The 14705-nt window shown below is 66.1% G+C and carries 13 protein-coding genes; 10 read left to right on the top strand and 3 right to left on the bottom strand.

Annotated features, from left to right (window positions below; genetic code table 11):
- Positions 1 to 70: 70 nt before the first annotated feature.
- The 3 genes from rarD to G9C89_RS23165 all read right to left on the bottom strand — a co-directional run bounded on the left by rarD (position 71) and on the right by G9C89_RS23165 (position 3073).
- Positions 71 to 964, bottom strand: coding sequence for an EamA family transporter RarD (gene rarD / locus G9C89_RS23155; protein ID WP_172152729.1), 894 nt, complete (start codon positions 962 to 964; stop codon positions 71 to 73).
- 269 nt (positions 965 to 1233) lie between these two features.
- Positions 1234 to 2208: a serine/threonine protein kinase gene (locus tag G9C89_RS23160; protein ID WP_172152739.1), complete on the bottom strand. Its 975-nt coding sequence runs from the start codon at positions 2206 to 2208 to the stop codon at positions 1234 to 1236.
- A gap of 130 nt (positions 2209 to 2338) precedes the next feature.
- Positions 2339 to 3073: a ComF family protein gene (locus G9C89_RS23165; protein ID WP_172152741.1), complete on the bottom strand. Its 735-nt coding sequence runs from the start codon at positions 3071 to 3073 to the stop codon at positions 2339 to 2341.
- Between the two features lie 79 nt (positions 3074 to 3152).
- Here G9C89_RS23165 and bioB point away from each other — a divergent pair, with 79 nt between their 5' ends.
- From bioB to G9C89_RS23215, 10 genes are all read left to right on the top strand, one after another.
- On the top strand, positions 3153 to 4208 hold the full coding sequence (gene bioB, locus G9C89_RS23170) for a biotin synthase BioB (protein WP_172152743.1): 1056 nt from the start codon (positions 3153 to 3155) through the stop codon (positions 4206 to 4208).
- Between the two features lie 92 nt (positions 4209 to 4300).
- Positions 4301 to 5473 (top strand): 8-amino-7-oxononanoate synthase, encoded by a 1173-nt coding sequence (gene bioF / locus G9C89_RS23175; RefSeq protein WP_172152745.1) that lies wholly within the window; start codon positions 4301 to 4303, stop codon positions 5471 to 5473.
- Positions 5466 to 6197: an alpha/beta fold hydrolase gene (locus G9C89_RS23180; protein WP_172152747.1), complete on the top strand. Its 732-nt coding sequence runs from the start codon at positions 5466 to 5468 to the stop codon at positions 6195 to 6197. Before bioF ends, G9C89_RS23180 begins: the two co-directional genes overlap by 8 nt.
- An 81-nt stretch (positions 6198 to 6278) precedes the next feature.
- Entirely contained in the window at positions 6279 to 7082 is an 804-nt protein-coding gene (gene bioC, locus G9C89_RS23185; RefSeq protein ID WP_172152749.1) for a malonyl-ACP O-methyltransferase BioC, read from the top strand.
- 1 nt (position 7083) lies between these two features.
- Positions 7084 to 7773: a dethiobiotin synthase gene (gene bioD / locus G9C89_RS23190; RefSeq protein WP_172152751.1), complete on the top strand. Its 690-nt coding sequence runs from the start codon at positions 7084 to 7086 to the stop codon at positions 7771 to 7773.
- Between the two features lie 96 nt (positions 7774 to 7869).
- A complete protein-coding gene (locus G9C89_RS23195) occupies positions 7870 to 8169 on the top strand; it encodes a hypothetical protein (RefSeq protein WP_172152753.1) in 300 nt (99 codons plus the stop codon).
- 54 nt (positions 8170 to 8223) lie between these two features.
- On the top strand, positions 8224 to 8979 hold the full coding sequence (locus G9C89_RS23200; protein ID WP_172152755.1) for a putative metalloprotease CJM1_0395 family protein: 756 nt from the start codon (positions 8224 to 8226) through the stop codon (positions 8977 to 8979).
- Positions 8980 to 9405: 426 nt separating this feature from the next.
- Entirely contained in the window at positions 9406 to 11211 is a 1806-nt protein-coding gene (locus G9C89_RS23205) for a phenylacyl-CoA dehydrogenase (RefSeq protein ID WP_172152757.1), read from the top strand.
- Between the two features lie 322 nt (positions 11212 to 11533).
- Complete coding sequence (locus tag G9C89_RS23210; protein WP_172152759.1) at positions 11534 to 13330, top strand: acyl-CoA dehydrogenase C-terminal domain-containing protein; 1797 nt, start codon at positions 11534 to 11536, stop codon at positions 13328 to 13330.
- A gap of 170 nt (positions 13331 to 13500) precedes the next feature.
- Positions 13501 to 14705: acyl-CoA dehydrogenase family protein (locus G9C89_RS23215; protein ID WP_172152761.1), on the top strand; the 1205-nt coding region annotated here is incomplete at its 3' end.

The raw sequence follows: 14705 nt of genomic DNA on the forward strand, positions 1-14705 counted from the left end.
GAGCGTTTTTTGTACAGTGCAGCGCCGCTATAGGAGCGGGGGGACTCGGCGTCCCCCCGCTCCTGCGGGGTCAGGCTTGCCCGCGCTTGCGCAGGGTCAGCCAGGCATCGACGCTGTAGAGCGCCAGGCCGGCCCAGATGCAGATAAAGGCCAGCAGCTTGCTCGGGTCGAAACGCTCGCCGAACACCGCTACCGCCAGAACCAGCACCAGGGTCGGTGCGATGTATTGCAGAAAGCCCAGGGTGGTGTAGGGCAGGTGGCGCGCGGCGGCGTTGAAGCACACCAGCGGGATCAGGGTGATGGGCCCGGCCGCGATCAACCAGAGGGCTTCGGGCGTACTCCAGAATTCGCCCTGGCTGCTCATCGCCGCCGGGTGCCAGAGCAGCCAGCCGATCGCCAATGGCAACAGCAGCCAGGTTTCCACCACCAGGCCGGGCAGCGCGGCGACCGGTGCCTGTTTGCGGATCAGACCGTAGAAGCCGAAGGTCAGCGCCAGCACCAGCGACACCCAGGGCAGGCTGCCGACCTGCCACACCTGCTGCGCGACGCCCACGGCGGCCAGGCCGACTGCCAGCCATTGCAGGCGGCGCAGGCGTTCGCCGAGCAGCAGCATGCCGAGCAGCACATTGACCAGAGGGTTGATGTAGTAGCCGAGTGCGGCTTCGAGCATGCGCTCGTTGTTCACTGCCCAGACATACACCAGCCAGTTGCTGGCGATCAGCAGGCCACAGAGCGCCAGTACGGCCAGGCGTTTGGGATTGTCATGCAGCTCGCGCAGCCAGCCCGGGTGTTTCCACACCAGCAACAGCGCAGCGCCGAAGACTGCCGACCAGAGCGCACGGTGGACGATGATTTCCAGCGCGGGGACGTTCTGGATGGCTTTGAAATACAGCGGGAACAGGCCCCAGATGATGTAGGCGGTCAGGCCGAGAATGTACCCGCGGCGCGGGTTGGCGGTGGCCATGCAGAATCCTTGCTTGGGCGGTAACGAAGGCCGTGGATTCTAGTCGCGACGCTCGACACTTGTCTGCATGCTCAGGTTTTTTCTGCCAGGAGAAAAGTGGACTTGCGTAAGAAAGGCGTTACAGCGCGCCGACGTCTCAGGGTTTACCTGTAGGAATCGGAGGACGCCAAGTCCTTGCTGTGGTTCGGCACTCCGACGAGACTCCTGCGGCGTCCCGGATCGCCGAGACGTCGGACCGCAGCAAGCTGGCTCCTACAGGGCGCGGCTGCTCAGAACAGCCTGAGCGGCTCCTCGTCCAGCGCGGCCAATTGCTCGCGCAGCACCAGCACCTGTTCGCCCCAATAACGTTCGGTGCCGAACCAGGGGAAGCTGTGGGGGAACGCCGGGTCGTCCCAGCGGCGTGCCAGCCAGGCGCTGTAGTGCATCAGGCGCAGGGAACGCAGGCCCTCGATCAGCGGCAGTTCGCGCGGGTTGAAATCGTGGAACTCCTGGTAACCGTCCATCAGCTCGGACAGCTGGCTGAGGCGTTCATGGCGTTCGCCGGCCAGCATCATCCACAGGTCCTGCACGGCGGGACCCATGCGGCAGTCGTCGAGGTCGACCATATGGAAGGTGTCGTCGCGGCACAGCAGGTTGCCGGGGTGGCAGTCGCCATGCAGACGGATCGCCTGCACCGGGTTGTTGGCGAACAGGGCATCGAGGCGTTTGAGCAGGTCGCGGGCCACCGACTCGTAAGCCGGCAGCAGGCTGCGCGGAATGAAGTTGCCCTCGAGCAGGGTGGCCAGCGAGGCGTGGCCGAAGTTCTCCACCTGCAGGCTTTCCCGGTGGACGAAGGGTCGCAGCGAACCGACCGCATGCAGGCGGCCGAGCAACTGGCCGAGGCGATAGAGTTGCTCCAGATTGCCCGGCTCCGGCGCGCGGCCGCCGCGGCGCGGGAACAGGGTGAAGCGGAAACCGGCGTGCTCGAACAGGGTTTCGCCGTCGCGCACCAGCGGCGCCACCACCGGCACCTCGCACTCGGCCAGTTCGAAGGTGAAGCTGTGCTCCTCGCGAATCGCCGCGTCGGTCCAGCGTTGCGGCCGGTAGAACTTGGCGATCAGCGGCGTTTCGTCCTCGATGCCCACCTGGTAGACGCGGTTCTCGTAGCTGTTGAGCGCCAATATGCGGGCATCGCTGAGGTAGCCAATGCTTTCCACGGCATCCAGCACCAGGTCGGGGGTCAGTGCGGCAAATGGGTGGGACATGGTCGGCTCCGGTCTCTGGGCCGAAGAGTGTAGCGCTTCTGCATGGCCGGGTGGCTGCTGCCGACCCTACGCGGCGATCAGCGTAGCCCCGTCGCCTGGATGCAATCCGGGGGGAGTGGCCGAGTCTGCGTCAGTCCCCGGGTTTCGGTGTGCGCGCCAGGCAATAGATGTCGACCCGTGCCGCGCCGGCCTGTTTCAGCAGCCGCGCCAGGCTCTCGGCGGTGGCGCCGGTGGTTAGCACGTCGTCGACCAGGGCCAGGTGCAGGCCGCTGACGGCGCTCGCAGGCGCCAGGGCAAAGGCGCGGCGCAGGTTGCGTTTGCGGGTGGCGGCGTCCAGTTGCTGCTGCGCCGGGGTGTCGATAACCCGTTGCAGCCAGTGGTGCTGCAACGGCAACTGCAACTGTTCGCTCAGCCACTGGGCGAGCAGCGCCGCCTGGTTGAAGCCGCGCTGGCGTTGCCGGCGCTCGGCCAGCGGCACGGGCAGCAGCAGGTCGGGCCTGGCCAGGCCTTCGTCGAAGGCATGCAGCAGGTGGTGTGACAACAGCTCGCCGAGCAGACGTCCCAGTGGCCACTTGGCCTGATGCTTGAAGCGGGTGATCAGGTTGTCGACGGGGAAGGCGTAGCGCCAGGGCGCCTCGACCCGGTCGAAGCGTGGTGCCCGTCGCAGACAGCCGCCGCAGGTCAGGCCGGCGTGCGGCAGCGGCAGAGCGCAGACCTGGCAGCGGGCGCCGAGCCACGGCAGTTCGCTTTCACAGCTGACGCAGAGGCTGTGTGCGCTGTCGGCAGGCTCGTCGCAGAGCAGACAGAGTTGTTTGATTTTTAACCAGTTGTAAACCTGTAGTTGCTCATCTGGTTGACAGCGCATAAGGCTTCCTTAAATATGCCGGACATCCGTGTCGTGCTGGCTGACTTTAGCAGCCGCTACAACTAACAAGGAATCACCAATGAGCGCCACCACCGCTGCCCACTTGCGTCACGATTGGACCCTCACCGAGGTCAAGGCGCTCTTCGAACAACCCTTCAACGACCTATTGTTCCAGGCGCAGACTGTGCACCGCGCGCATTTCGATGCCAACCGCGTGCAGGTCTCGACCCTGCTGTCGATCAAGACCGGCGCCTGCCCGGAAGATTGCAAGTACTGCCCGCAGTCCGGCCACTACAACACCGGCCTGGAAAAGGAAAAACTGCTGGAAGTGCAGAAGGTGCTGGAGGCAGCCGCCGAGGCCAAGGCCATCGGTTCCACCCGCTTCTGCATGGGCGCGGCCTGGAAGCACCCGTCGGCCAAGGACATGCCCTACGTGCTGCAGATGGTCAAAGGCGTGCGCGCCATGGGCCTGGAAACCTGCATGACCCTGGGCAAGCTCGACAAGGAGCAGACCGCGGCTCTGGCCGAGGCCGGCCTCGATTACTACAACCACAACCTGGACACCTCGCCGGAGTTCTACGGCAACATCATCACCACCCGCACCTACGCCGAGCGCCTGGAAACCCTGGCCTACGTGCGCGATGCGGGGATGAAGATCTGCTCCGGCGGCATTCTCGGCATGGGCGAGTCGCTGGACGACCGCGCCGGCCTGCTGATCCAACTGGCCAACCTGCCGGAGCATCCCGAGTCGGTGCCGATCAACATGCTGGTCAAGGTCAAGGGCACGCCGCTGGCCGACGAGCAGGATGTCGACCCCTTCGACTTCATCCGCATGCTCGCCGTGGCGCGGATCATGATGCCGCAATCGCATGTGCGCCTGTCCGCCGGCCGCGAGGCGATGAACGAGCAGATGCAGGCCCTGGCCTTCTTCGCCGGCGCCAACTCGATCTTCTACGGCGAGAAGCTGCTGACCACCGCCAACCCCCAGGCCGGCAAGGACATGCAGTTGTTCGCCCGTCTCGGCATCAAGCCGGAAGAGCGCGAAGAGCACGCCGACGAAGTGCATCAGGCGGCGATCGAGCAAGCCCTGGCCGAGCAGCGTGATTCCAGCTTGTTCTATAACGCCGCGGTCTAACCCTTTCAAACCTGTAGGAGCCAGCTTGCTGGCGATCTCGCTTGCCGTTGATCGCGAGCAAGCTCGCTCCTACAAAAGCCAACCGGGCTGCCATGAGCTTCGATCTCGCCACTCGCCTCGCCGAACGCCGCGCCGCCAGTCTCTACCGGCAGCGGCCCTTGCTCGACTCGCCACAAGGGCCGCTGGTCAAGGTCGACGGCCGCGAGCTGTTGGCCTTCTGCTCCAACGACTACCTCGGCCTGGCCAATCACCCGCAGGTGATCGAGGCGTGGCGCGCCGGCGCGCTGCGCTGGGGGGTCGGCGGCGGCGCCTCGCACCTGGTGATCGGTCACAGCACTCCCCACCACGAGCTGGAGGAGGCCCTGGCCGAATTCACCGGGCGGCCGCGAGCGCTGCTGTTTTCCACCGGCTACATGGCCAACCTCGGCGCGGTCACCGCGCTGCTGGGCCAGGGTGATACGGTGCTGGAAGACCGCCTCAATCACGCCTCCCTGCTGGATGCCGGTTTGCTCAGCGGTGCGCGCTTCTCGCGCTATCTGCACAACGATGCCGCCAGCTTGGCCAACCGCCTGGACAAGGCCGGCGGCAATACCCTGGTGGTGACCGACGGCGTGTTCAGCATGGACGGCGATCTGGCCGACCTGCCGGCGCTGTGTGCGGTGGCCAAGGCCAAGGGGGCCTGGGTGATGGTCGACGACGCCCACGGTTTCGGCCCGCTGGGCGCCACGGGCGGCGGCATCGTCGAGCATTTCGGCCTGGGCGCGGATGACGTGCAGGTACTGGTTGGCACCCTGGGCAAGGCCTTCGGCACCGCCGGCGCCTTCGTCGTCGGCAGTGAAGAACTGATCGAAACCCTGGTGCAGTTCGCCCGGCCGTATATCTACACCACCAGCCAGCCGCCGGCCCTGGCCTGCGCCACCCTGAAGAGCCTGGAATTGCTGCGCAGCGAGGATTGGCGGCGCGTGCACTTGAATGCGCTGATCAAACGCTTCCGTGAAGGTGCCCGGGCGATTGGTCTGGAGTTGATGGACAGCGCCACGCCGATCCAGCCGATCCTGATCGGTGACAGCGCTCGGGCCATGCGCTTGTCGCAACTGCTGCGCGAGCGCGGCTTGCTGGTCACCGCGATTCGTCCGCCGACGGTGCCGGTCGGCAGTGCGCGCCTGCGCGTCACCCTGTCGGCGGCGCACAGCAGTGCCCAGCTCGAACTGCTGCTGGAGGCCTTGGCCGAGTGCTGGCCGCTACTGGAGAGCAGCGATGCGTGACCACCTGATTCTGCTGCCCGGCTGGGGCCTTGGCAGTGCCCCGCTGGAACCGCTGGCCGACGCCCTGCGCGGACTCGACGCGCGCCTGCGGGTCGAGATCGAGCCCTTGCCGTTGCTGGATTCCAGCGACCCCGCCGACTGGCTGGACGAACTCGATGCGAATCTGCCCCAGGACGCCTGGCTCGGTGGCTGGTCGCTCGGTGGCATGCTCGCCAGCGAACTGGCGGCGCGGCGCGGCGAGCGCTGCGCCGGCCTGCTGACCCTGGCCAGCAATCTGTGTTTCGTCGCCGAGCCGACCTGGCCCAGCGCGATGGCGGTTGAGACCTTCGGCGTATTTCGTCAGGGCTGCGCGGCCGATGCACGTGCCACCCTGAAGCGTTTTGCCCTGCTCTGCACCCAGGGGGCGGCGGATCCGCGCGGGCTGTCGCGACTGCTGCTGGGCGCGGCGCCGCAGGTTCATGCAGAGAGTCTGCTGGCCGGGCTGGATGTGCTGGCTGCGCTGGATACCCGCGGCGCCTTGCAGGACTTTGTCGGCCCGCAACTGCATCTGTTTGCCGGCGGCGATGCGCTGGTGCCGCCCGCAGTGGCGGCCGCGCTGCTGGCGTTGCTGGCGGATGTCGAGGTCGGCCTGATCGACGCGGCCAGCCACGCCTTTCCGTTGGAGCGTCCCCATGAAGTGGCGGCGGCGATCCAGGCTTTCCTGCACGAGGCCGGCGATGATTGACGCAACCCGTAGGGTGCGCTGTGCGCACCAATGGCGTCGGATCTATGGTGCGCACGGCGCACCCTACGCCGAGGTCTGGACATGAGCGAGCTGTTTCAAACCGGCGGCCTGCCGGACAAGCGCCAGGTGGCGGCGTCCTTTTCCCGCGCGGCCGACAGCTACGACAGCGTCGCGGCCCTGCAGCGCAAGGTCGGCAGCGCGTTGCTGGCGCGCTTGCCGGCCACTCCGAGCCCGCAACGCTGGCTCGACCTGGGCTGTGGCACCGGCCATTTCAGTCGTGCCCTGGGCGAGCGCTACGGCGCCGCCGAGGGTGTGGCCCTGGATATTGCCGAGGGCATGCTGCGCCACGCCCGGCCATTGGGCGGCGCGCAGCAGTTTGTCGTCGGCGATGCCGAGCGTCTGCCGCTGCGCGACGCGTCCTGCGACCTGCTGTTTTCCAGCCTGGCGTTGCAATGGTGTGCGGACTTTGCCGCGGTGCTCGGCGAAGCCCGGCGGGTATTGCGCCCGGGCGGGGTGCTGGCCTTCAGCAGCCTGTGCGTCGGTACCCTGCAGGAATTACGCGATAGTTGGCAGGCGGTGGACGGCTTCGTCCACGTCAACCGCTTCCGCCGCTTCGGCGATTACCGGCAGCTCTGCGCGGGCAGCGGCCTGCAGGTGCTCAGCCTGGAAACCCAGGCCGAGGTGCTGCACTACCCCGATCTGCGCAGTCTGACCCATGAACTCAAGGCATTGGGCGCGCACAACCTCAACCTCGGTCGCCCGGGCGGCCTCACCGGGCGGGCGCGCATGCTGGCACTGCTTGCCGGCTACGAGCGATTCCGCCAGGCGCAAGGACTGCCGGCGAGCTATCAGGTGGTCTACGGCATTTTGCGCAAAGAGAATTGAGATGACTGCAGCCTTCTTCGTCACCGGCACCGACACCGAAGTCGGCAAGACCACTATTGCCGCCGGCTTGCTGCATGCCGCGCGCATGGCCGGGCTGTCGACTGCCGCCGCCAAACCGGTAGCCTCCGGTTGCAGCAAGACGCCCGCCGGCCTGCGCAACGGCGACGCCCTGGCCCTGCTTGGCGAATGCAGCCTGGCGCTGCGCTACGAGGAGGTCAATCCACTGGCCTTTGCCCCCGCTATCGCCCCGCATCTGGCGGCGCGCGAGGCCGGCGTGCTGCTGGATCTGGACGCGCTGCGCGGGCCGGTGCAGGCGATTCTCGACAAGGGCGCGGATTTCACCGTGGTCGAAGGCGCTGGCGGCTGGCGCGTGCCGCTGGCCGGTCAGGCCGCGTTGTCGGATCTGGCGATCAGCCTGGATCTGCCGGTGATTCTGGTGGTCGGGGTGCGCCTGGGTTGCATCAATCACGCCGTGCTGACCGCCGAGGCGATTGCCCGCGACGGCCTGACCCTGGCCGGCTGGGTGGCCAACGTGGTCGATCCCAAGACGTCGCGTCTGGAGGAGAACCTGGCGACCCTCGCCGAGCGCTTGCCGGCGCCTTGTCTGGGGCGGGTGCCGCGCCTGGCGAAGGCGACGCCGGCGGCGGTGGCGGAGCGTCTCGATCTGGCGCTGCTGGGGCTGGAGCTATAAGCACGTCACCCGCCATAGCCGTTTGCCAGTACGTGTCAGGCGCATTTTCTGCTTCAATGCAGGGCATCGATGGAGTTCACCTGCGGGAGCTGGTTTATGGAAATCTCCGCTAACGCCTTCAGTTCAGGCATCAGCACCATTCAGTCGGGGCAACGCCGCGTCGATCAGGCCGCCGCCGAGATCGCCAGCAGTACCGTCGCCGCGCCGTCACAGTCGGCGCAGACGCCCGCGCCGAATCAAGTCAATCCAGCGCCCGAGGCGGCCGGACAAGGCCGTGCGGACCTGGCTGAGAGCCTGGTGGCGTTGCGTGTAGGCCAGCACGAGGCGCAAGCCGGTGCGCGCGTGGTGCGTACCGCCGACGAAGTACTGGGCACGCTGATCGATACCAAGGCCTGAGGGTCCCCGGTCGCTGACGCGGGCTACAACACATGCGCGACAAGGAGGTACGGCATGCAGATCGGCGCGGTATCAAGCTATCTTGCGCCTGCAGCGTCGTCACTGCCGGTTCGGCCGGTTGCGTCGGCCGCCTCGGCCCTGACCCGCGCCGCCCTGGCGCCTGCCAGGCCTTCCCCCGCCCCCAACGATGCACGAGCCGCGTCTGCCCGCGAAGAGGCGGATCGGTCCTCCGAATCCTCGACCCAGTCCGCTGGCAAGCAGGACAAGGCCGAAACCAGCCCACAGCAACAGCGCCTCGAGCAACTGGAAATCGCCGAACTGGCCACTCGCGACCGCGACGTGCGCGCCCACGAACAGGCCCATGCGGCGGTCGGCGGCAGCTATGCCGGCGCCCCGAGCTACACCTACACGCACGGCCCGGATGGCCAGCGCTATGCCGTAGCGGGTGAGGTCAGTATCGACACCAGCGCCGTGGCGAACGATCCGCAAGCCACCCTGAGCAAGATGGAGATCATCGTGCGCGCGGCCCTGGCGCCGGCCGAACCCTCCGCCCAGGATCTGCATATAGCGGCGCAAGCCCAGGCACAGATGGTGCAGGCGCGTGTCGAACTGGCCGAACTGCGACTCGGTGAAACCGCAGCAGGGCCAGCCGAGCGCGCACAACCGAGCGAGGCGGCCGAGCCTGCGTCGCGCGGCGACGATCCTGAGGCGTCACGCCAATCGTCGCATTCGTCTGCAGCCGATCTCGATCTGTATCGGCGCACCGCCGCATTGCCGGACTCTGCGCCGCTGATCGACCTGCTGGGCTGAGCGGTTGCGAAAAACGCTCGTCCACTGCGACCGGCTCCAGGCGCCCTGGCTCCAACCAATTTCCTCGAGTGATCCGCGACCCGCAGGGTGTCACTCGCCGCAGGCAGTGCACCATGGTTGCCCGGCGCCGCACAACGCTGGCGGGTTGTCGCTGCGAATGGAACGGAACGCCGACTGGACCGTCCCACGTGCTGCGCCTGATCGCGAACGCCCGGAGGCGGCCCGGCAACGGCGCTTGGTATTTGCCCAACCTCCGATCGCCGGTCCCGCGGCGCTTGACAAGGCGGGGGCGTAAACGTATGTTTCAAACAGTTGTTTGATTGCTTGGCGGTCAAGACGTTGCCAGGCAGTCGGGAGCGATCCTCCAAACGACCGCTTATTCGGTCACCCAAACACACTAAGAGTCCACCGCAGAGGTTAACCGCTATGCCTGACTACAAGGCCCCCTTGCGTGATATTCGCTTCGTCCGCGACGAACTGCTCGGCTATGAAGCGCATTATCAGAGCCTGCCTGGCTGCCAAGATGCTACCCCGGACATGGTCGACGCCATCCTCGAAGAGGGCGCCAAGTTCTGTGAGCAGGTGCTGGCACCGCTGAACCGTGTGGGTGACACCGAAGGTTGCACCTGGAGCGAGTCCGGCGTTAAGACCCCGACCGGCTTCAAGGAAGCCTACAAGCAGTTCGTCGAGGGCGGCTGGCCAAGCCTGGCGCATGACGTCGACCACGGCGGCCAGGGCCTGCCGGAGTCGCTGGGTCTGGTGGTCAGCGAAATGGTCGGTACCGCCAACTGGTCCTGGGGCATGTACCCCGGCCTGTCCCATGGCGCGATGAACACCATTGCCGAGCACGGCACCGACGAGCAGAAGCATGCTTACCTGACCAAGCTGGTCTCCGGCGAGTGGACCGGCACCATGTGCCTGACCGAGCCGCATTGCGGTACCGACCTGGGCATGCTGCGCACCAAGGCCGAGCCCCAGGCCGATGGCAGCTACAAGGTTTCCGGCACCAAGATCTTCATTTCCGCTGGCGAACATGACATGGCCGACAACATCGTCCATATCGTGCTGGCCCGCCTGCCCGATGCACCGCAGGGCACCAAGGGCATCTCGCTGTTCATCGTGCCCAAGTTCCTGCCGAACGCCGATGGCGCAGCCGGTGAGCGCAATGCCGTGTCCTGTGGTTCGCTCGAACACAAGATGGGCATCCACGGCAACGCCACCTGCGTGATGAACTTCGACGGCGCTACCGGTTACCTGATCGGCCCGGCGAACAAAGGCCTGAACTGCATGTTCACCTTTATGAACACTGCCCGCCTGGGTACCGCGCTGCAAGGCCTGGCCCACGCCGAGATCGGCTTCCAGGGTGGCCTGAAATACGCTCGCGAGCGCCTGCAGATGCGTTCCCTGACTGGCCCGAAAGCGCCGGACAAGGCCGCCGACCCGATCATCGTGCACCCCGACGTACGGCGCATGCTGCTGACCATGAAGGCCTTCGCCGAAGGCAATCGCGCCATGGTCTACTTCACCGCCAAGCAGGTCGACATCGTCAAGTACAGCCAGGACGAAGCCGAGAAGAAGCAGGCCGACGCACTGCTGGCCTTCCTCACTCCGATCGCCAAGGCGTTCATGACCGAAGTCGGCTTCGAAGCGGCCAACCACGGCGTGCAGATCTATGGCGGCCACGGCTTTATCGCCGAGTGGGGCATGGAGCAGAACGTGCGCGACAGCCGCATTTCCATGCTGTACGAAGGCACCACCGGCATCCAGGCCCTCGACCTGCTCGGGCGCAAGGTGCTGCAGACCCAGGGCGAAGCACTGAAAGGCTTCACCAAGATCGTGCACAAGTTCTGCCAGGCCAATGAAGGCAACGAGGCGGTCAAGGCCTTCGTCGAGCCCTTGGCCCAGTTGAACAAGGAATGGGGCGAGCTGACCATGAAGGTCGGCATGGCGGCGATGAAGGATCGCGAAGAAGTCGGCGCGGCGTCGGTGGACTACCTGATGTACTCCGGTTACGTCTGCCTGGCCTATTTCTGGGCCGACATGGCGCGCCTGGCGGCCGAGAAGATCGCTGCCGGTACTGCCGACGAAGCCTTCTACAAGGCCAAGCTGCAGACTGCACGGTTCTACTACGCGCGCATCCTGCCGCGTACCCGCAGCCACGTGGCCAGCATGTTGTCCGGCGCCGGCAACCTGATGGACATGCACGAAGACGACTTCGCCCTGGGCTACTAAGCCCTACCGCGATTCCGCCTGGAAAAGCCGCTACCTCTCGGGGTAGCGGCTTTTTTTCGTCTGGGGGCTTCAGCCCACCGCGGCCCCGATTTAGCGCTGCTCGGCTGGAGCGAGTCTCGCCCCGCCGCATCGACATGCGCCAGCCTGCATACGCGCAACACCTTACTCAGGCACGTGCAGCCAGCGTCTCCCGCTGGCCGCGTACCGGCTGTTTATGACGGCGCATTCAGCGGGCGTACGGTTGTTGTGGAGCCGCCCGCTTCGGCAGTAGCGTAGGGGTTATCGACCCGCGCCTTGCGCGCCTGCCTGACGGAGAACGACCATGCCCGAGTACAAGGCCCCTCTGCGCGATACGCGCTTTTTGATCGACGAAGTCTTCGACTTTCCCACCAGCTACGCCGCGCTTGGCGCCGCCGATGCGACCCCGGACATGGTCGGTGCGATTCTCGAGGAAGGTGCCAAGTTCTGCGAGCAGGTGCTGGCGCCACTCAACCGTTCCGGCGACGAAGAAGAATGCCAGTTCGACAATGGTGTGGTGACCACGCCCAAGGGCTTCAAGGAAGCCTTCGCCCGGTACGGCGAGGGCGGCTGGATGAGCCTGGCCGCCGACCCGGCTTACGGCGGTCAGGGGCTGCCGCACTCGCTCGGTTTGCTGATCAGTGAGATGGTCGCTGCCAGCAACACCTCCTGGGGCATGTACCCGGGTCTGACCCAGGGCGCGATGTCGGCGATCCATGCCCACGGCACGGAAGAGCAGAAGCAGACCTACCTGACCCGGATGACCGAAGGCCGCTGGACCGGCACCATGTGCCTGACCGAAGCCCATTGCGGCACCGACCTGGGCATCATCAAGACCCGCGCCGTGCCCCAGGCCGACGGCAGCTATGCGGTCAGCGGCAGCAAGATCTTCATCTCCGCCGGCGAGCACGACATGAGCGAAAACATCGTCCATCTGGTGCTGGCCAAACTGCCGGACGCGCCGGCCGGGACCAAGGGCATCTCGCTGTTTATCGTGCCCAAGTTCCTTCCCGCCGGCGATGGCGCGGTGGGCGAGCGCAATGCAGTGTCCTGCGGCTCGATCGAGCACAAGATGGGCATCAAGGCCTCGGCCACCTGCGTGATCAACTTCGACGGCGCCACCGGCTACCTGATCGGCGAGGCCAACAAGGGCCTCAACTGCATGTTCACCATGATGAACCATGCCCGCCTGGGTACCGGCATGCAGGGCCTGTGTCTCGGTGAGGCCAGCTACCAGGGCGCGCTCAAGTACGCCAACGAGCGCCTGCAGATGCGCGCCCTGACCGGGCCGAAGGCGCCGGACAAGCCGGCCGACCCGATCATCGTGCACCCCGATGTACGGCGCATGCTGCTGACCATGAAGGCGTTCAACGAGGGCAACCGTGCCCTGGCCTACTTCACCGCGCAGCTGCTCGATGTGGCTCACCTCGGCACCAGCGCCGAGCAGCGCCTTGATGCGGAAAACCTGCTGGCCTTGCTCACCCCGATCTGCAAGGCCTTCATGACCGACACCGGCCTGGAGGTGACCAACCACGGCATGCAGATCTTCGGCGGCCATGGCTATATCCGCGAGTGGGGCATGGAGCAGCTGGTCCGCGATTGCCGCATCGCGCCGATCTACGAAGGCACCAATGGTATCCAGGCCCTCGACCTGCTCGGGCGCAAGGTGCTCGGCAGCCAGGGCAAGCTGCTGCGCGGCTTCACCAAGATCGTCCACCAGTTCTGCGCGGCCCAGGCCGAGCACCCGCAGCTCAAGGGCTACGTGGCGCAGTTGGCGAGCCTGAACCAGCAGTGGGGCGAGCTGACCCAGAAGATCGGCCTGGCGGCGCTGAAGAATCCCGACGAGGTCGGCGCCGCGTCGGTGGATTACCTGATGTATTCCGGCTACATCATCCTGGCCTACTTCTGGCTGCGCATGGCCGTGGTCGCCCAGGACAAGCTCGACGCGGGCGCCGGCGAGGCGGCCTTCTACCAGGCCAAGCTGGCCACCTGCGCGTTCTACTTCAAGCGCCTGCTGCCGCGTACCGCCGCCCACCTGGCTGCGGCCGAGGCCGGCAGCGAGTGCATGATGAGCCTGCCGGCCGAGCATTTCGGCGTCTGATCGACGCTTGACGTCCGGAAAAAGCCCGCCAGTTGGCGGGCTTTTGCCATCTGTGAGTTGGCAATCAATAGGAGACCTGTCGGTCACAACACGACCCTATGTGTCTGAAATGTTGCTCGGTTAAACTCCAAAGCTTGATTTAACCCTGTTGCTTCGTTCGAGGATTTTCCATGGCTGACTACCAAGCCCCCCTGCGCGACATGCGCTTCGTGCTCAACGAAGTATTCGAAGTCTCCAAGCTGTGGACCCAGTTGCCGGCCCTGGCCGAGGTGGTGGATGAAGACACCGCCAGCGCCATTCTCGAGGAAGCCGGCAAGGTCACCGCCGGCATCATCGCACCGCTCAATCGCAGCGGCGACGAGGAAGGCTGTGCCTGGGACAACGGCGCGGTGAAGACCCCGGCCGGTTTCCCCGAGGCCTACCAGACCTACGCCGCAGGCGGTTGGGTCGGTGTCGGCGGCGACCCGCAGTTCGGCGGCATGGGCATGCCCAAGGCGATCTCCGCGCAAGTGGAAGAGATGGTCAACTCGGCCAACCTGTCGTTCGGCCTGTACCCGATGCTGACCGCCGGCGCCTGCCTGTCGCTCAACGCCCACGCCAGTGAAGAGCTGAAGGAAAAATACCTGCCGAACATGTACGCCGGCACCTGGGCCGGTTCCATGTGCCTGACCGAGCCGCACGCCGGCACCGACTTAGGGATAATCCGCACCAAGGCCGAGCCCCAGGCCGACGGCAGCTACAAGATCAGCGGCACCAAGATCTTCATCACCGGCGGCGAGCACGACCTGAGCGAGAACATCATCCACCTGGTGCTGGCCAAGCTGCCCGACGCGCCGGCCGGGCCCAAGGGCATCTCGCTGTTCCTGGTGCCCAAGTTCATGGTCGGCGCCGACGGCCGCCTGGGCGAGCGCAATGCGCTGTCCTGTGGCTCGATCGAGCACAAGATGGGCATCAAGGCCTCGGCCACCTGCGTGATGAACTTCGACGGTGCCACTGGCTGGATCGTCGATGCGCCGAACAAGGGCCTGGCGGCGATGTTCACCATGATGAACTACGAGCGCCTGGGCGTCGGCATCCAGGGCCTGGCCCTGGGCGAGCGTTCCTACCAGAACGCCGTCGAGTACGCCCGCGAGCGCATCCAGAGCCGCGCGCCGACCGGCCCGCAGGCCAAGGACAAGGCCGCCGACCCGATCATCGTGCACCCGGACGTGCGGCGCATGCTGCTGACCATGAAGGCGCTGAACGAAGGCGGTCGCGCCTTCTCCAGCTACGTCGCCATGCAGCTCGACACCGCCAAGTTCAGCGAGGACCCGGCCACGCGCAAGCGCGCCGAAGAGCTGGTGGCGCTGCTGACCCCGGTGGCCAAGGCCTTCCT

The sequence above is a fragment of the Pseudomonas tumuqii genome (assembly GCF_013184545.1).
GTDB classification, from domain to species: Bacteria; Pseudomonadota; Gammaproteobacteria; order Pseudomonadales; family Pseudomonadaceae; genus Aquipseudomonas; species Aquipseudomonas tumuqii.

Excerpts from the sequence above, each read along its gene's own strand:
- G9C89_RS23160 (WP_172152739.1), bottom strand. The coding sequence starts at position 2,208 with ATGTCCCACCCATTTGCCGCACTGACCCCCGACCTGGTGCTGGATGCC.
- bioD (WP_172152751.1), top strand. The coding sequence starts at position 7,084 with ATGACTGCAGCCTTCTTCGTCACCGGCACCGACACCGAAGTCGGCAAG.
- G9C89_RS23195 (WP_172152753.1), top strand. The coding sequence starts at position 7,870 with ATGGAAATCTCCGCTAACGCCTTCAGTTCAGGCATCAGCACCATTCAG.
- G9C89_RS23180 (WP_172152747.1), top strand. The coding sequence starts at position 5,466 with ATGCGTGACCACCTGATTCTGCTGCCCGGCTGGGGCCTTGGCAGTGCC.
- bioC (WP_172152749.1), top strand. The coding sequence starts at position 6,279 with ATGAGCGAGCTGTTTCAAACCGGCGGCCTGCCGGACAAGCGCCAGGTG.
- G9C89_RS23165 (WP_172152741.1), bottom strand. The coding sequence starts at position 3,073 with ATGCGCTGTCAACCAGATGAGCAACTACAGGTTTACAACTGGTTAAAA.
- bioB (WP_172152743.1), top strand. The coding sequence starts at position 3,153 with ATGAGCGCCACCACCGCTGCCCACTTGCGTCACGATTGGACCCTCACC.
- bioF (WP_172152745.1), top strand. The coding sequence starts at position 4,301 with ATGAGCTTCGATCTCGCCACTCGCCTCGCCGAACGCCGCGCCGCCAGT.
- G9C89_RS23210 (WP_172152759.1), top strand. The coding sequence starts at position 11,534 with ATGCCCGAGTACAAGGCCCCTCTGCGCGATACGCGCTTTTTGATCGAC.
- G9C89_RS23205 (WP_172152757.1), top strand. The coding sequence starts at position 9,406 with ATGCCTGACTACAAGGCCCCCTTGCGTGATATTCGCTTCGTCCGCGAC.
- G9C89_RS23200 (WP_172152755.1), top strand. The coding sequence starts at position 8,224 with ATGCAGATCGGCGCGGTATCAAGCTATCTTGCGCCTGCAGCGTCGTCA.
- rarD (WP_172152729.1), bottom strand. The coding sequence starts at position 964 with ATGGCCACCGCCAACCCGCGCCGCGGGTACATTCTCGGCCTGACCGCC.